The organism is Alteromonas portus (genome assembly GCF_005117025.1).
Lineage (GTDB): Bacteria > Pseudomonadota > Gammaproteobacteria > Enterobacterales > Alteromonadaceae > Alteromonas > Alteromonas portus.
Map to the genome: position 1 here is coordinate 276,378 of NZ_SWCO01000002.1, position 16,377 is coordinate 292,754.

At 44.6% G+C, this 16,377-nt stretch carries 12 protein-coding genes and 4 tRNA genes; 12 read left to right on the top strand and 4 right to left on the bottom strand.

Going from position 1 to position 16,377, the window contains the following annotated elements; translation table 11 throughout:
- Nucleotides 1-149 precede the first annotated feature (149 nt).
- The gene (locus E5672_RS05265) at nt 150-404 is read left to right on the top strand and encodes a DUF2061 domain-containing protein (RefSeq protein WP_136781238.1); all 255 of its coding nucleotides are present in this window, start codon (nt 150-152) and stop codon (nt 402-404) included.
- A gap of 102 nt (nt 405-506) precedes the next feature.
- On the opposite strand, the gene E5672_RS05270 is transcribed toward E5672_RS05265, so the two are convergent.
- Nucleotides 507-1,700, bottom strand: coding sequence for a class I SAM-dependent rRNA methyltransferase (locus tag E5672_RS05270; RefSeq protein ID WP_136781239.1), 1,194 nt, complete (start codon nt 1,698-1,700; stop codon nt 507-509).
- 256 nt (nt 1,701-1,956) lie between these two features.
- Between E5672_RS05270 and E5672_RS05275 the strand changes: the two genes are divergently transcribed.
- Complete coding sequence (locus tag E5672_RS05275; RefSeq protein ID WP_136781240.1) at nt 1,957-2,934, top strand: NAD(P)H-quinone oxidoreductase; 978 nt, start codon at nt 1,957-1,959, stop codon at nt 2,932-2,934.
- Nucleotides 2,935-2,981: 47 nt separating this feature from the next.
- On the opposite strand, the gene rnhA is transcribed toward E5672_RS05275, so the two are convergent.
- Nucleotides 2,982-3,452, bottom strand: coding sequence for a ribonuclease HI (rnhA, locus tag E5672_RS05280; RefSeq protein WP_136781241.1), 471 nt, complete (start codon nt 3,450-3,452; stop codon nt 2,982-2,984).
- A 111-nt stretch (nt 3,453-3,563) separates the two neighbouring features.
- Between rnhA and dnaQ the strand changes: the two genes are divergently transcribed.
- The 9 genes from dnaQ (at nt 3,564) to E5672_RS05325 (ending at nt 10,405) form a co-directional block, all read left to right on the top strand.
- Nucleotides 3,564-4,283 (top strand): DNA polymerase III subunit epsilon, encoded by a 720-nt coding sequence (gene dnaQ / locus E5672_RS05285; protein WP_136781242.1) that lies wholly within the window; start codon nt 3,564-3,566, stop codon nt 4,281-4,283.
- A gap of 54 nt (nt 4,284-4,337) precedes the next feature.
- Entirely contained in the window at nt 4,338-5,834 is a 1,497-nt protein-coding gene (locus E5672_RS05290) for a TIGR03503 family protein (RefSeq protein ID WP_136781243.1), read from the top strand.
- A 215-nt stretch (nt 5,835-6,049) separates the two neighbouring features.
- Nucleotides 6,050-6,126: transfer RNA gene (locus tag E5672_RS05295), tRNA-Asp, on the top strand.
- A 30-nt stretch (nt 6,127-6,156) separates the two neighbouring features.
- Nucleotides 6,157-6,233 (top strand) — tRNA-Asp (locus E5672_RS05300).
- Between the two features lie 30 nt (nt 6,234-6,263).
- Nucleotides 6,264-6,340 (top strand) — tRNA-Asp (locus E5672_RS05305).
- 30 nt (nt 6,341-6,370) lie between these two features.
- Nucleotides 6,371-6,447: transfer RNA gene (locus E5672_RS05310), tRNA-Asp, on the top strand.
- A gap of 322 nt (nt 6,448-6,769) precedes the next feature.
- Complete coding sequence (locus E5672_RS05315; RefSeq protein WP_136781244.1) at nt 6,770-8,323, top strand: EAL domain-containing protein; 1,554 nt, start codon at nt 6,770-6,772, stop codon at nt 8,321-8,323.
- A 158-nt stretch (nt 8,324-8,481) separates the two neighbouring features.
- A complete protein-coding gene (gene lolD / locus E5672_RS05320; RefSeq protein WP_136781245.1) occupies nt 8,482-9,192 on the top strand; it encodes a lipoprotein-releasing ABC transporter ATP-binding protein LolD in 711 nt (236 codons plus the stop codon).
- The gene (locus E5672_RS05325; protein WP_136781246.1) at nt 9,179-10,405 is read left to right on the top strand and encodes a lipoprotein-releasing ABC transporter permease subunit; all 1,227 of its coding nucleotides are present in this window, start codon (nt 9,179-9,181) and stop codon (nt 10,403-10,405) included. Before lolD ends, E5672_RS05325 begins: the two co-directional genes overlap by 14 nt.
- A gap of 271 nt (nt 10,406-10,676) precedes the next feature.
- On the opposite strand, the gene E5672_RS05330 is transcribed toward E5672_RS05325, so the two are convergent.
- Nucleotides 10,677-12,023: a dicarboxylate/amino acid:cation symporter gene (locus tag E5672_RS05330; RefSeq protein ID WP_136781247.1), complete on the bottom strand. Its 1,347-nt coding sequence runs from the start codon at nt 12,021-12,023 to the stop codon at nt 10,677-10,679.
- A 115-nt stretch (nt 12,024-12,138) separates the two neighbouring features.
- Between E5672_RS05330 and E5672_RS05335 the strand changes: the two genes are divergently transcribed.
- Nucleotides 12,139-14,688, top strand: a complete 2,550-nt coding sequence (locus E5672_RS05335) for an Ig-like domain-containing protein (RefSeq protein WP_136781248.1) — start codon at nt 12,139-12,141, stop codon at nt 14,686-14,688.
- A gap of 76 nt (nt 14,689-14,764) precedes the next feature.
- Here the strand turns inward: E5672_RS05335 and astB are convergent, their stop codons facing one another.
- On the bottom strand, nt 14,765-16,105 hold the full coding sequence (gene astB / locus E5672_RS05340) for an N-succinylarginine dihydrolase (protein ID WP_136781249.1): 1,341 nt from the start codon (nt 16,103-16,105) through the stop codon (nt 14,765-14,767).
- Nucleotides 16,106-16,377: the final 272 nt, after the last annotated feature.

The window sequence follows — 16,377 nt, forward strand, 5'->3', positions numbered from 1 at the left end:
CGCTGCCGGCGACACCGACTATCATCATTTCCATTCAGTAATCCGAATAAGCCGTTCAATTTTTTCTATTTTAACTCCTGCTCTTAATTGATAATAATTCTCATTAATGCGAAAGCAAACTGATTTAATTTTTTAAGAGAGCGACGATTATGAAAAAGACAATTACCTTTGCAGTTATGCACTTTTCAGTAGCCTTTACGGTTGCCTACTTACTTACAGGTAGTTTGGTCGTTGGTGGGGCGGTAGCGTTAGTCGAACCAGCTATTAATACCGTAGCATTTTATTTCCATGAGATGGTGTGGAAAAAAGTTGAAAGCAAAGAAAACGCTATAGATGAAGCAAGTGAAGGTTCGCAGCAGTTATCAGGTGATTTCTCGAATAATGATGTAACTTTTGCCTCTTAAGGCGACGGACTCAGGCTATTAAGCCCCTTGTATAGCATATCGTTAGTTCAATAAACTCAATTAAAGCGCCCTTTTTATATCAAAAAGGGCGCTTTTTTGTGGTTAGTCGTCTGAGACCTCACAAACTAACCCTTTCAGATAATAGCCTTCAGGGTAGCTGCCAATGATAGGGTGGTCAGACGCTTGATTGAGCCTTGCAATAATTTTAATGGTGCGGCCTGCATCAAGTGCTGCGTCGGCGACAACTTTCTGGAACAGATCTGCCGGCATAAGGCCTGAGCAGCTAAATGTAAGCAACAGTCCACCAGATTTAACAGCATGTATACCGTACATATTAATGTCTTTATAGCCGCGGGCAGCACGGTTTAATGTCGCCTTGCTGTCGACAAACTTTGGCGGGTCGAGTATTACCATATCAAACTGTTTGCCCTGCTCGTGATACTCCCTGAGTGCTTTAAACACGTCTTGATTTACGTAATTAGCTTTGTTTTCGTCTAAACCATTGATGGCGACATGGTGTTTGGCCAAATCGAGAGCAGGCTGAGATACATCAACGTTAGTCACGGATTTAGCACCGCCAGAGAGTGCGTAACATGAAAACGTACCTGTGTAGCTAAAACAGTTGAGTACGTCGGCATCTTTCGAATAGTGTGCAGCTGCGGCACGGCTGTCTCGCTGATCCAAATAAAAACCGGTTTTATGACCGTTCTCTATATCCACAACAATATTAATGCCGTTTTCTTTCACCGTTACTTGCATAGGGGGCTCACCGTGAAGCACGCCTGTTACAGGCTCTAAACCCTCTTTTTTGCGCACATCTACGTCGCTTCGCTCGTATATGTGCACATCAGGCATTAGCTTAGTAATTGCCCACACTATCTTATCTCTGTGTTTTTCCCCGCCGGCGCTTAAAAGCTGAAGTACAGCAACGTTGTCGTACAGGTCTATTGTAATGCCGGGAAGACCATCACTTTCAGACGCTATCCAGCGAAACGCGTTTGTTTTGCTTGGGTCAAACAGTCGCTTACGCAGGGCTAACGCAGTTTCTAAACGGCGTAGGAAAAATCCGTTATCAATGCTTTCATCTTTTTTAAACGTCCACATGCGAACGCGAATTTTTGAATTTGGAGAGTAAGCGCCTCGCCCTAACCAGTCGCCTTCAGAGTCAAATACGTCTACCGTATCGCCAACTCGCGCGCGGCCCTTTAGTTCAGCCACAGCGCTTTCGAATACCCAAGGGTGTTTGCGGCGAAGTGATTTGTCTCTGGATGGCTGTAATATGACCTGTGCTGACATGAAGGCTCTCGTACTAATTTAATAAATGTGAAACAGAGTTAAGCGATTTTACTCGCTTATGAGAATGGTCGCGATTATACGCAATTTCATAAGTTCTGTGTTAATAATACCAATCTGCATAGATAATTACCCACTCAGCGAGAGTTAAAATGCTCTATCCGGACTGGTATAAACACAAAACAAACTCAAACTGTTTGATATAAAAGTACGTAGCCAAATTACGATTAGAATTTAAGACTAGGATTGGATGTAAATTATGCGATATGTCGATTTTGAAAAAGGATGCGGCCCAAGCGAACTTGTTGTAAAGGAATGTGAAGGGCTGTCGCTAGCACCAGGGAAAGTAAAAGTTGACGTAAAAGCGTTTGGGGTGAATCGCGCGGATACCTTGCAACGCCAGGGAAATTACCCACCTCCACTAGGCGAGAGCGATATTCTTGGATTAGAGGTAGCTGGTGTGGTGTCAGAGGTTGCCAGTGACGTTACTGCATTTAAAGAAGGTGACGAAGTATTTGGTTTGGTTGCAGGTGGCGGCTATGCCACTGAAGTCATTGTTAATCCAGCCCATTTAATGCCCATCCCCAAAGGCATGCCGTTTTTTGAAGCCGCGGGTTTGGCCGAAGTATTTCTTACGGCTTTTCAATGCTTACGCACAATCGCGCATATTAAACCGGCTGAACGGGCGTTAATTCATGGCGGTGCAAGTGGCGTAGGGCTAGCTGCCACACAACTTTGTCGCTACTGGGGTGTGCACAGTGCCGTTACAGCATCAAGCCAAGATAAGCTTAACCTTTGTGAAAGCAATGGTGCAGAGCACCTTATCAATTACAAGCAGCAAGAATTTGATGATGTGCTTAAAAAAGTATGGCCTGAGGGGGTGGACATGGTGCTTGATATGGTCGGTGGTGACTATTTGAACCGAAACCTCAAAATACTAAAGCAGGATGGCAAGGTAGTTTATTTAGCGATGCTGGCAGGCCGATATGCAGACAACCTTGATATGGCAATGCTATTAGGTAAAAGATCGTCAATTATTGGCACTACCCTTAGAAATCGAAGTGACGATTACAAAGCAGATTTAATTCGTGATTTTGCCAACGTGTGTTTGCCGGCTTTTGAAAACAAAGAGCTTATTGTGAATATCGATACTCATTATAATATTGAAGATATCAGCAAACCCCACGCGCGTTTAGAAAACAACGACACGCAGGGCAAGTTGGTTCTTTCTTGGTAAACAGCCCTTGCTAAAAGCTCGCGGCAAAAGCACTTTAGGCAATCTTTCTATTTGCCGACAAAGCCTTCATCGGCTTTCGTTGGTTTTGCTTCAGCCGCGCCGCGGGCCAGGTCGTCACAGCGCTCGTTTTCCGGGTGCCCTGAGTGGCCTTTTACCCAATGCCAATTTACTTTATGTTTTTTTACTGCTTCGTCTAAGCGTTGCCACAAGTCTGCGTTTTTTACCGGTTTCTTATCGGCTGTGCGCCAACCGTTTTTGCGCCAGTTATGGATCCACTGATTAATACCATTTTTTACGTACTGGCTGTCGGTAGTTAATTCAACGTTGCACGGCTCATTTAAGCTATTAAGCGCTTCGATAGGGGCTAATAATTCCATGCGATTATTAGTGGTGTGGGCAAAGCCATCGCTCAACTCTTTTCTGTGTTGCTTATAAATTAACACAGCGCCATACCCGCCCGGTCCAGGGTTTCCCAAACACGAGCCGTCGGTGTATATATGAATGGTCTTTTGAGCCACAGCGTTTCCTTTGATTTAAACAGCGTAATTTATCTTGTCATTTCCCTTAGCGGATTGCGAAGGGGTTGATATACTATCAAAAAATGAAAGTGTAATTATAGTAGAGGTTCCATGCGCCAAATTGTTCTCGATACTGAAACCACAGGTATTGACCCCAAAGAAGGCCACCGCATTATCGAAATAGGGTGTGTTGAAGTTGTTAACCGCCGTTTGACGGGGAATCACTTTCACGTTTACATCAACCCGGGCCGTCATATTGAACAAGAGGCAATTGAAGTTCACGGTATTACCAATGAGTTTCTAGCCGATAAGCCTACATTTTCTCAAGTGGCTCAGGAGTTTGTGAGCTTTATCAAAGGGGCACAGTTAGTCATTCATAACGCGCCCTTCGACGTTGGGTTTATGGACCACGAATTTGGCATGGAAACGTCTACCAAAGGCGTTATTACTAACCAAATTTGTGACGTTTTAGATACGCTTACCCTTGCTCGACAAATGCATCCGGGTCAGAAAAACAACCTAGATGCGTTGTGTAAGCGCTATGGTATAGACAATAGTCACCGTACTCTCCACGGCGCTTTGCTGGATGCGGAAATTCTGGCAGATGTTTACCTGTTAATGACCGGTGGGCAGACCAAACTTAAACTAGCATCTAGTTCTGGCAGTGATGCCGATTCCACCGCGATACGAAGAGTTAAACGAAGCGCAAATAAATTAAAGGTTATTAAAGCTACCGCCGATGAGATAACACAGCACGAGGCTCGCTTGGACATAGTGGAAAAAGCGGGGGGCAAATGCTTGTGGCGCCCTCAGCCTGAAGAGGTGTCTTAGCAGAACATAATCAAACAGAACTAAAGTAGCCAAACAATGCAGGAGCAGCGCAGCGTGAAAGTGTGGTTTTATCGGGTAATTTTTTTATCATTGTTTATACACTTAAGCGCTGGCGCCCAGTCGCAAGACGACGAGCGCGACGCTGCAACGCAGCTCGCTGATAGCGCAGTACAAAACCCTCAGTCAAATAATCAAAATGTTGATACCTCACCGCTAACTGACTTAGGCGATAGCTACACAAACTCAATCAAACTTCTACAAAACCGATTTCGAGTTGATTACAACGTTGAAGAAATCACCATGGTTTTTTTTAGAGAGTTCGGCTCTGCACCGGTAGTGCTCGTAAGACCTGACGGTTCCAAACTGTTTCAAGGTCGAGTAGACGAAGAAAAAGTAGAGTGGTTCGATTCCGACACCTTCGACATGATCACCATTAAAAACCCAGTCCCTGGACCTTGGCAGGCTGTTGGCCAAGTTTTACCAGAAAGCCGCGTTATGGTGGTATCGAACATTGAACTGCATGCCGATCCGTTACCTGATGTTTTATTCGCCGGTGAAATTTTAAAGTCCACCGCGTATCTCACTAACAACGGCAAGCCAATTGACAACAAGCAGTTCAGAGATGTGGTCGAACTAGATATCGAATTCAAAAGTACTAACAATCCAAACTTCGGCAACTTTGGTACTGGTGATAAGAATATTGCTACCTTCCAAGACGACGGGCGGGGTATGGATGAACGCCCTGGAGATGGCATATTCACCGGACAGTTTAATTTAAAAATTGCCGCCGGTGAGTGGAAGCCGGTTTTCCGTGTAATCACGCCCATGTTCACCCGTGAACAAGAAAGTCTGCCCATTGTGTTACACAACAACCCCGTATCAATTGATGTGGAAATGAATGGTGGGGGAGACGGCTATCATAAGATTATTATCGATGTAGACCGAGAGCTGGTGGATATCGAATCTTTACTTGTTGATGGAAAAGTTAAATTTCCTAATGCAGATATGCAAAATTTTTCCCTGACAGAAGGTGGTACTGAGCCTCGTGAGCACCTTATCGTTGCCTATGAAGAAGGTATCTTTAGAGTAAAAGTGACGGCGTATGGCACTACTGTTGGGGGGCGAGATTTTATTTTGGATGTCCCTGAATTTAGTTTTGTGGCCGAAGGCCCGGAAACGCCCGAGGTAGAAGACCCACTAATAGACGGTAAAGACCCGATAGTTGATGGCAGTGCTCCATTAATTGCATCGCCTGAAATGAGCCCTGCCAATTCGGTGCCTATTAAAGAGCCCTCTCAAAATGAAATGGATGACGGTACGCTGACGATTATTCTAATTGCGGTAAATGGTTCAATTGTACTTATCGGCGTTATCGCCGCGGTAATTATTGTTGTAATGCGTAAGAAACGCTCTTCTTCAGCACCTGAGGCGTCAAAAGCAAAACAACCTCAGGTTAGTACAGACGCCGACATTACGATGGAAGAGGAGCCCAAGGGGTTTAAAAAATTCTTGGGTATCTTTAAAAAGCGTAACAAACCGGAAAAGTCGTGACGGGCAGCTTAATATCGAGCGACAACCCGATGTTAAATTGTTCACTTTGAATTTTATTTCGACATAATGCCTATTTAACAGGCAAACAAACCGCAGATGACAATTTTATTAATAAAAAGCGTTGACTCCACATGGGGGAATACGTATTATCTGCGCCGCAGTCAGGGGACAGGGCAACAACAGCCAAGTCAACTCACTGATAACATTGAAGATGTGGAGCGGTAGTTCAGTTGGTTAGAATACCGGCCTGTCACGCCGGGGGTCGCGGGTTCGAGTCCCGTCCGCTCCGCCACTCTTTCAATGGTATAACTAAAAGGTCTTCGGAGCGGTAGTTCAGTTGGTTAGAATACCGGCCTGTCACGCCGGGGGTCGCGGGTTCGAGTCCCGTCCGCTCCGCCATTTAGTTATACAGCGCAATCTCGATTATGTGGAGCGGTAGTTCAGTTGGTTAGAATACCGGCCTGTCACGCCGGGGGTCGCGGGTTCGAGTCCCGTCCGCTCCGCCATTAATCGAAAAAGCGCGCTTCCCATTATGCGGAGCGGTAGTTCAGTTGGTTAGAATACCGGCCTGTCACGCCGGGGGTCGCGGGTTCGAGTCCCGTCCGCTCCGCCATTAATGATAAGCTTGTCACTTCACGTAAGTTTCCCCTTCGGGGTCATCCCGAAACCAGTAGTCATTCGTACTCTCATTAACACACTAGTTTCAAAGCTTTTAATAGTAAATATTTTCTCTGTTAATTATTGTTTTACTCACTTCTTACGTCGTTAAAGCCCGTTTTTCTTCCAACTTCGTTAGTCTGTTTTTTGTGCGGATTAATCAGTTATCCAAAGTATAAAAATATTTAACAAACAGTAACATGTGCCCAAAAGTCGTAGTGTTTTTTTTTGATTTTGTACTACAGTTAAGGCGTTAATGCTTAACTAGAATGGAAAATATGAATAAAAGCGATCAAAAACGGTACTTTCTAGCAGATAATTTGAAAGCGATTGGGGTTTCTCTATTAAGCGTAGCGTTTGTAACACTTGTACTCGCCATAGTTATGTTTGTATTTATTAGAGAACAAGAGGAAAGCCGTGCAAAAGGAATTTTAGATAATGTTCGTCTGGTCTTTAGAGACGCTGAAATTACTCTTGATTATTTAAATGCGTTGCCTTACCGGTCATGCGAACTCGATAATTTGGCGGAAATGCGTAAAACCTTATTTCGCTCCCGTTTTGTTAAAGAGATTGGGTTCTATGAAAATAACGAACTGTTATGCAGTACCTATCTAGGTGTCCTTGACGAGCCGCTAAAAGAAGTTCAGCCTGATTTCTATACCCAATTGGATGACGCGTTTTGGATAAATACACCGCTGCAACTTTTTGACAAGCAGGCAACGGGAACCATAGTAAAGCGCGGACGCTACAACGCTGTGTTAGACATGGACAGCGTAATTGGCTACAGCTTCACACAAGATTGGCAGCTTTTTTACAATGGTGATCAGTTTTATCATGTGGCGGGTAACCCTGGTCTGGTTGATTCAAGGTTAAGTCAAGATGAAATGGATGCACGCACTGGCTATTTCTCGTTGCAATTTATACTGTGTGACGAACGCTACAATAACACCTGCTTGAAGGTGAAATCTGATCACGGACGAGTATTAGAGTTACACACTGGGAAAGCAGTCTTATTTGTATTCACCATGTTGATGACCGCAGCACTAACACATATGGTGGTGTTTAACTATTTACGCCGTCGCCGTTCTTTGGAATCGCGTGTAAGCAAAGGCTTGCAAGAGCACAAATTCTATAGCCTTTATCAGCCTTTTGTAGATTTAGCCACTGGTAAAGTGATTGGCTGTGAAGTATTGAGTCGGTTTGAAGACGAATTTGGGCCCATCTACCCTGATGAGTTTATTCCCCAAGTTAAAGAGCAAGATATGACATGGGAATTTACCATAGATATGATAACTACAGCGATGAGAGAGCTTAACGACAACCCTGACATCCCTGAAGGCTTCAAGGTTTCGTTTAACTTATTCCCCTTTGATTTTACGAGGGAAGACTGTTTAGACCTAGACTTTGTTCTTGAAATGAATGTCAAAAACTTTAAGTTGGTACTGGAAATTACCGAGGATGAACAGATAGCTACCCACAGTGCAGTCAAACACATTAAGTCGCTAAAAAGTAAAGGGTTCTTGTTCGCTATAGATGATTTCGGTGTGGGTTACTCTAACCTAAGCCAGCTTAAAACATTGAATTGTGACTATCTGAAAATTGACCGAAGTTTCGTAATGGATATGGAAGATAACAGCATTCGCTCGTCGCTGATCCCACATATTGTTAGCATTGCTGAAGGGCTGAATGTCGATTTAATTGCAGAAGGCGTTGAAAACATCGACCAGTGTAATGAATTGAAAGGTTTGACGATTGGTTTCGGACAAGGATGGTTGTTTGGTAAGCCACAGTCTGCTGATGCACTGGCTAAAAGCGTAAAAGACACACAATAACAACACTGTGCATAGGTAATCACCCACCTAGCGCCTTCAGAGTGGCCAGTTGTCTACGCGAATTGGTATTTAACGCTTTAGCGCTGTTATTTTTCAGTTGGTGTTGGTAGTGTTTAGCGCTACCATTCACCGTCTGGAAAATTTAGAAGAACAGTCGCATGCAGGACGTGCTAATTTGCCGCAATATTAACAAAACCTATCAAGATGGCAGTAATGCCACCCCCGTTTTACACGATATTTCTCTTTCAATAAAAGCTGGCGAACACGTTGCTATATTGGGAAGCTCAGGTTCGGGTAAAAGTACGCTCTTACATATACTTGGTGGGTTAGATAAACCTTCTAGTGGTGATGTTGAATTTAATGGTAAGTCGCTGAGTAAATTAAGTGGCAACACGTTAGCCAAACTTCGCAATGACGAAATGGGTTTTATCTATCAGTTTCATCATCTTCTTGGTGAATTCACTGCGTTAGAAAACGTAGCCATGCCGCTTAGAATTAGAGGGTTGTCTACAAAAGCGGCTCATAATAAAGCTAAGCTCATGTTAGATGAAGTTGGGCTTTCCCATCGCGTCGATCACTTACCTTCAACGATGTCTGGCGGTGAGCGCCAGCGTGTAGCCATAGCACGCGCGTTGGTTACTGAGCCTTCGGTCGTGCTTGCCGATGAGCCCACAGGGAATTTAGATGATACCACTGGCGAGCAAATTTATAAGCTATTAACGAGCTTAAGTGAGAAAAAAGGGACTGCTTTTGTGGTTGTTACCCATGACATTTTACTTGCTGAAAAAATGGACAGGGTGTTGAAAATTAAAGACGGTAGGTTAGTTAGCCAGGCATTGTCGAAGGAGAGCCAAAATGCTCGCCCTTGAACTGGCTAAGCGTTTTAGAAAGACACGTTCAGAACAGCGCTTCATTTCCTTCATCTCCATGTCTTCTACTATTGGCATTGGGTTGGGCTGTTTTGTACTTATCGTATTGCTAAGTGTTATGAACGGTTTTGAAAAAGAACTAACAAGTCGTATTTTAAGCGTGGTTTCACACGGAGAGCTATACAGCAAAAGCGAAACTGGCATCGAAAATCTTGATGCGCAGCTATACCGACTGTCTCAGGATAGTCGAATTAAGTCTGTAACGCCATACACAGGCCTAACGGGTATGCTGCAATCAAAAGGCGAGTTAAAAGCGATAAGTGTAACGGGTATACCCGTGGATCAAGTAGCCGATAAATATGCCCAAAGAGTGACTCAGCAGGATTGGGAGCGATTTGCAGCAGAGGATAACGGCCTTGTTGTTGGTAAAGGCATTATGACATCGATGGGCCTTGCCATTGGCGACACCGTACAAATATTGATTCCCCAAACTACCCAAGATTTAACGTTCAAAGCGCCTCGCTCCATTACGTTAACTATTGCAGGAATGCTGTCAGTGGGTGGTGAGCTAGATAACCAGCTAGGGCTGATGCATTTAAAAACGGCATCAGAGTCCATTGGTATCGCATCTAAAGCTCAGGGCATTCAGTTTACCCTTAACGACCCTTTTTCTGCTTACGATACGATGAGAGATATCGGTTATAGCTATCCTCAAGCCGTGTATATGTCTGATTGGACGCGTACACAGGGGCACCTTTACAACGACATTCAGCTAGTGAGGGCAGTAGTATATATTGCACTTACACTCGTTATAGCGGTAGCTTGCTTTAATATAGTCTCGTCGTTAGTTATGGCTGTAAGAGATAAACAGGCTGCTATTGCAATATTGAAAACAATGGGAGCTACTGACCGCTTAATACGAAGAGCCTTTGTATTGCAAGGGGTGATTAATGGGTTTATTGGTATTACGGTTGGCGTTGCACTGGCGTTGTTAGTAGCACCGAATCTATCGAATATTGTTCGTTTTATTGAAACCGCACTTGGTGTAGAGATCTTGTCCGGAGATATATACTTTATCGACTTCCTACCTTCAAGCTTACATTGGCAGGATGTGGTGGTCACCATTGTTGTCGCCATGTTTTTGAGTGTTGGTGCTACCTTATATCCGGCTCAAAAAGCGGCAAAAGTATCACCGTCTTCAGCGCTTCACTAGTGAAAAGTGAAATAATGAAATAATGGAATAGAGGCGTTTTAGCTAGCATACGTTTCACGGCTCTATACAAAAAACGCACTAAATGCTTTGGGAATACACGCAACATAGCAAGTATAAATCTAGACGGGCATTTAAGGCGCTTGGAAATGCAAAACTAGTCGCTTAAACAAATAAGGCCAGCAAATAGTGCTGGCCTTAATCATTTTAAACGTCTTGCTGCTGCGATTGATTTTTTCTCAACCCAGCAAGCAAAACGAGTGTCCCACAATCGCTATTTATTTTTTTCAAAGTGTTCGAAATCAACATCTTCTTGTTTTAAACCCGCTTTAGGATCGTTGTAAACACTCTCATCTAACGCGCCTTCACTTTTAGCAACAATACACGACACCATACAGTCGCCAGTAATGTTAACCGCAGTGCGTGTCATATCTAGTAGCCTGTCTACACCGATAATAAGCGCGATACCTTCAACAGGTAGATTAACTTGCTGCAACACCATAGCCAGCATAATAAGGCCAACACCAGGCACACCCGCTGTTCCGATAGAAGCAAGGGTGGCGGTAAGTACAACCATCATATAGTCACCAAGGCTTAAATCGACAGCGTAAACCTGCGCGATGAATACCGTTGCTACCCCCTGCATTATGGCGGTGCCGTCCATGTTAATTGTCGCACCTAGCGGAAGGGTAAATGACGACACGGAATTACCTACGCCAAGCTTATTCTTTGCCGTTTCCATTGTGACCGGCAGCGTTGCACTACTACTTGATGTACTGAAAGCAAACAGCGCTGCGTCGCGCATTTTCTTCATCAAAATAACAGGGTTTAGCCCTGATAAAGCTTTAAGCAGTACAGAGTAGGTGACAAGACCGTGAAGAATGAGTACACCAAATACGAGGAAGAAATACTTGGCCAAGCTCAATATGGTTTCTCCACCTATTGTTGAGAAGAGCTTTGCCATTAACACATAAACGCCGTATGGCGCTAAGTTCATGATAATAGTAACAAGACGCATAATTACCGTATTGATATCTTCAAAAATAGCGGTAAGGCGCTTACCTGCGTCTCCTGTCATGGCCATTGCTATACCAAAAAGCACCGCAAACACGATGATTTGAAGCATATTTCCCTGTGCCATAGAGTTTATTGGGTTGCTAGGGAACATATTAACGATAACGTCAGACAGGCTGGGAGCCTCTTTGGCTTGGAACGTTGTTTCTGTCGTTAAATTAAGTCCATCACCCGGAGAAACCACTAAAGCTATACTCATGGCTAGTGTTATGGCTATTGCAGTTGTGACAACATATAATCCAACAGACTTTGCGCCAAGCCGCCCCAATTTACTGGGGTCTGACAGGGTGCTAGTCCCGCAAATAAGAGACACGAAGACAAGGGGAACCACTAGCATTTTTAAGCTAGCGATAAAGATTTGGCCGAGAGTGGAAAATATACCTTCGACAAGAATGTTATACGTTGAGAACTCTAAACCGAATATCGAAAAATTAAAATCTCCGCTATCATCAAACAATAATTGGAGAAAGACACCAGTCAAGATACCGGCAGCCATGCCGATAAAGATACGGGCGGTTAAGCTATATTTATGTGCAGATGAAGACATTAATGTTCCCTGTGCATTTTTATATTTTTTAATCTTTCGTAGTGTGCCAGATTCAGTTGATTTTTAAACATAAAAAACGACGCAATTGTCAATAAAAGAGGTTCAGGAACGAATTATGTCGACATTAGCGAAAGCGCTAAGCCTAATTAGCGCAATATTTATGCTAACAGCATGTGGTGGGGGCGGCTCTTCAGTCACTCGGGATAACACGGATAATGGAAGTGGAGACGACGGTACAACCACATCTACGTACTCAATCGCTTTGTCATTAGAAAATGAGAGTGGTGCGAGCGATAACAACTTATCAGAAAACAATAGCTTGTACGCGGTTGCGACAGTGACCGATGAGGACGGGAACCCTCATTCAGATGCACTTCTAACCTTCACATTAAGCAACGAGGAACTTGCAGAGTTTGGCAATGATACGGGGACTGCCCGCACTAACTCAAGCGGTGTAGCCAGAATTCGTTTGAATGCAAGTTCAGCGTCGGGTGATGGTGAAATTACCGCTGCGCTTAGTAGTGGCGAAACAGGAACTACCACGTTTTCTGCTACAGCGGTCAGCGGCACAGATCCTACCACCATCAGCGTTGCACTTGCGTTGCAAAATGAAAGTGGTGAAGCCGATAATAGCCTCTCATCTAGTAATGCCTTGACTGCAGTGGCGACAGTCACTAATTCTTTGGGTGAACCTCAGGCCGACCTCCTGCTTACCTTTTCGTTAAGTAACGATGAACTTGCTACATTCTCTAACGACACCGCGACGGCACTAACTAATAGTGAAGGTGTTGCGACTATAGGTATGTCGGTGGGAAGCGCGTCTGGTGACGGTGAAGTGACAGCTACTTTAGCTACGGGTGAGGCAGATTCAACAACCTTCAGTTCTGAAGGTAGCACCACGGTGAGTGAAGACCCGGCTTCTCTGGAGCTTTTCACTGACAGTATTCAGCTGGCTTCTAGCGGAAGCGATGAAGTCGAACTCATTGCATTAGTTAAAAATGAGCAAAGTGTGTTGATGGAAGGGGTTGAGGTAAGCTTCTCGGCAGCGACAGGCGATGGCGTTGAGCTTCAGCTCACGCAACCCGTTACCCTTTCCGATGGTACCGCCCGTGCAATACTGACGTCGCAAAACGATAAATCAAACCGTACGATTACTATTACAGCCGGAGCGGGCAGTCTTACTGAGTTTGTTAATATTACAATTGCCGGGACAGAAGTAACTATCAACGGCGCGTCTTCAGTCATTTTAAATGACACTGTTGAATATACCATCCGTCTTCAAGATTCGGATGGCGAGACTATAAAAAATGAAGATGTTGCTTTAAGTGCTACAAACGGCACCCTTAGCAGCACCACGGTGAATACTGGGGCTAACGGACAAGCTACTGTCTCATATACAGCATCTGCCTCTGGAGAAAATACCATTACGGCATCAGCCCTAAATGCTGAAACAAGCTTTACCGTGCAGGTTCAGCAAGACGAATTTAATTTTGTTAACTTACCAACAGAAGAAGTGCCGTTAGGGCAAACACAGACTATCACCGTGCAGTGGCGTCAAAATAACACGCCAGTGGTAGGTCAAGAGGTGACCTTTAGCGCATCACGTGGCGTGATTGACGGTAACTCTACAATACAAACCGATTCAGAAGGACAAGCAAGTATTGATATTAGCGCCAATAATGCTGGCATTTCTTCAATAACCGCGTCAGCGAGTGACGCAGACGGCAATGTGTTGGTATCAGCGCTTACTCAGATTGAATTTATTGCCACCACACCACATACGCTTATAGCCGATGCATCACCTGACATCTTAGGCCCTGATGGACAAACAAGCACAATTAGTGCAGTGGTTCGCGACGTTGACGGTAATTTGGTGAAAAACAGCGTGGTTAATTTCACAGTATCAGATGTTTCAACGGGTTTTGTTTCACCATCTCAGGCAACTACGGATAGCAAAGGTATAGCTACAACGGTCTTTACTTCTGGCTCTGTCTCTACCTTAGAATCTGTTGTTATTACTGCATTCGTTGCAGAAGATACAGCTATCGAAGATCAGGTGACACTCACAGTAGGCGCTCGTGCGTTTGATATCTCCTTGGGAACTGGTAATGAGCTTGAAGAGCCCACCTCTACATCGTACTTAAAGCGTTTCGGTGTTTTTGTTTCCGACTCTGCAGGTCAGCCAGTTAGCGGTGTAAGCCTAACTGCGTCGGTCGGTCCTGCAAAATATGTTAACGAAGGTGAATATCGTACAGGGTTCTGGGTATATGATGACGATGAGTCTCAATGGATTGCGATAGTCAATCAGAACTGTCTTACAGAAGATGTTAACGATAATGGCATATTGGATACAACGCCAACTAATGAAGACACAAATAACGACGGCATGCTTACGCCTGGGTTGGTGGGAACGATAACGTTTGCTAACGGTGAAGCTGAGACAGATGAAAATGGTTATGCCGAGTTAGAATACCGTTATCCAAGTAGCTATGCGGTGTGGTACGACGCGGTTATTTCTGTGTTTGGCCAGTCCACAGGAAGCGAGGCTCAAGCTTCAATGAACTTTACATTGAGCATTTCTGCTGATGACGTCACGGATGAAGGGGCATCACCGCCAGCTAATCCATTTGGGGTAACTGACCAGTGTACGCTGGTTACACCGTAAAGCGTTTGAAATTAACACGTAAAATAAGCCGGCTTATAGCCGGCTTTCTTTTTTGCTTATTTCAATCAGACTTAACTTATCCCTGTTGGAACGGGTAAACCGAACCAATTTTAAGAATTTGTGTAAGCTCATCAAGCGCAGTACGAGATTCAATGAGCAGCTGCGGATCGCGCAAGTCATCTTCACTTAATTCATCGCGATAGTGCTTGTCGACCCAAGCATTTAAGCGTGCGAATTGTGCATCGTTGATTAGCGTATTTTGGTTAACCGCAGCGAGTTCTTGGTCGTTCATTGCAACGCGCAAACGCAAACATGCCGGACCACCGCCATTACGCATACTTTGTTTAACGTCAAAGTAATTAACCGATTTTATGGGCGTACCCAGAGTTACTAGCTTGTCTAAATAACGCTTAACGGCTTCATTTTCCTGACATTCAGTTGGCGCAATAATTGTCATGTCGCCACTTGGAAGGGTAATAATTTGTGTATTGAACAAATAGGTTTTTACTGCGTCTTGTACAGAGACTTCAGCAGTCGGTACTTCGATAAAGTGTAGCGGTTCGCTGCCAAATTTGGCTTGAAGTTCTTTGAAGCCAGCGTCTTTTTGATAAAACGCTTGCTCGTGGAAGAACAACACATTCTGGTTACCAACAGCGATCACATCGTTGTGGAATACGCCTTGGTCAATAACGTCTGGGTTTTGCTGCATGTAAACCACGCCTTCGTCGTCAAGACCGTGCAAACGGGCCACCGCTTGGCATGCTTCTAACGTTTGGCGAGCCGGATATTTTTTCGGTGCTGGTTTGCTGGTATCAAATGCATGACGGCCGTAAACGAATAACTCAACGCCAGCTTGGCCATAGTTGCTGCAAAGTCGCGTGTGGTTGGCTGCGCCTTCGTCACCAAAATGCTCGTTATCTGGCAGGTGTTGGTGGTGAGCAAAGTGCTTTTCATTGGCAAACGTGCCGCGCAGGATGTTGCCCGTCACTTGAGGCTCTAATGAACGGTGAAACTTATTCGTTAAGTTTGCAGGGGTAAAGTGCACGCGACCATCGGCAGTATCGGCACTAGGAGACACAGTGGCAGCATTTGCGGTCCACATACTACTGGCGGAGCAGCAGGCAAGGAAAATCGCGCGAGATTGCTTTGCAGCGCTTTCTAGCACACGAGCATCGGAGCCCGTAAAGCCTAATCTTCTGAGTGCAGCGATATCAGGGCGTTCTTGAGGAGCCAATACACCTTGCATCATGCCCATATCGGCCAATGCTTTCGCTTTTGCTAAACCTTGCTTTGCCGCCTGTTTAGGGCTGCTTTTCGCATTCGCATTGTTCAGGGAAGCGACATTACCAAAAGACAAACCTGCATAGTTATGGGTAGGCCCGACAAGACCATCAAAGTTAACTTCAAACTGCTTCATACTTTCCCTCATTCTTGGAGTTTGGGCGCTTGACCCCATATGTTACTTTTTTACACTCACTGCAGTTAAACAAATAGCAGCGGGAGCGTTTTCGTTATTTTACAGGGCAAACGAGGCGCTTCTTTAAACCTGAACACGTTATCAGGCTAGGTTGGAATGGCTGGCATTATACGACTTTTAAAGCCAAAGCCAATCGCACTGGTTATTTATTGTACAGATTTTGCGTGTGTTTAAAGCAATGAAAAGAATAAGTATGAAGAAGATCTTGTTTT

Excerpts from the sequence above, each read along its gene's own strand:
- E5672_RS05315 (WP_136781244.1), top strand. The coding sequence starts at position 6,770 with ATGAATAAAAGCGATCAAAAACGGTACTTTCTAGCAGATAATTTGAAA.
- E5672_RS05325 (WP_136781246.1), top strand. The coding sequence starts at position 9,179 with ATGCTCGCCCTTGAACTGGCTAAGCGTTTTAGAAAGACACGTTCAGAA.
- E5672_RS05275 (WP_136781240.1), top strand. The coding sequence starts at position 1,957 with ATGCGATATGTCGATTTTGAAAAAGGATGCGGCCCAAGCGAACTTGTT.
- dnaQ (WP_136781242.1), top strand. The coding sequence starts at position 3,564 with ATGCGCCAAATTGTTCTCGATACTGAAACCACAGGTATTGACCCCAAA.
- E5672_RS05265 (WP_136781238.1), top strand. The coding sequence starts at position 150 with ATGAAAAAGACAATTACCTTTGCAGTTATGCACTTTTCAGTAGCCTTT.
- astB (WP_136781249.1), bottom strand. The coding sequence starts at position 16,105 with ATGAAGCAGTTTGAAGTTAACTTTGATGGTCTTGTCGGGCCTACCCAT.
- E5672_RS05270 (WP_136781239.1), bottom strand. The coding sequence starts at position 1,700 with ATGTCAGCACAGGTCATATTACAGCCATCCAGAGACAAATCACTTCGC.
- E5672_RS05330 (WP_136781247.1), bottom strand. The coding sequence starts at position 12,023 with ATGTCTTCATCTGCACATAAATATAGCTTAACCGCCCGTATCTTTATC.
- lolD (WP_136781245.1), top strand. The coding sequence starts at position 8,482 with ATGCAGGACGTGCTAATTTGCCGCAATATTAACAAAACCTATCAAGAT.
- E5672_RS05335 (WP_136781248.1), top strand. The coding sequence starts at position 12,139 with ATGTCGACATTAGCGAAAGCGCTAAGCCTAATTAGCGCAATATTTATG.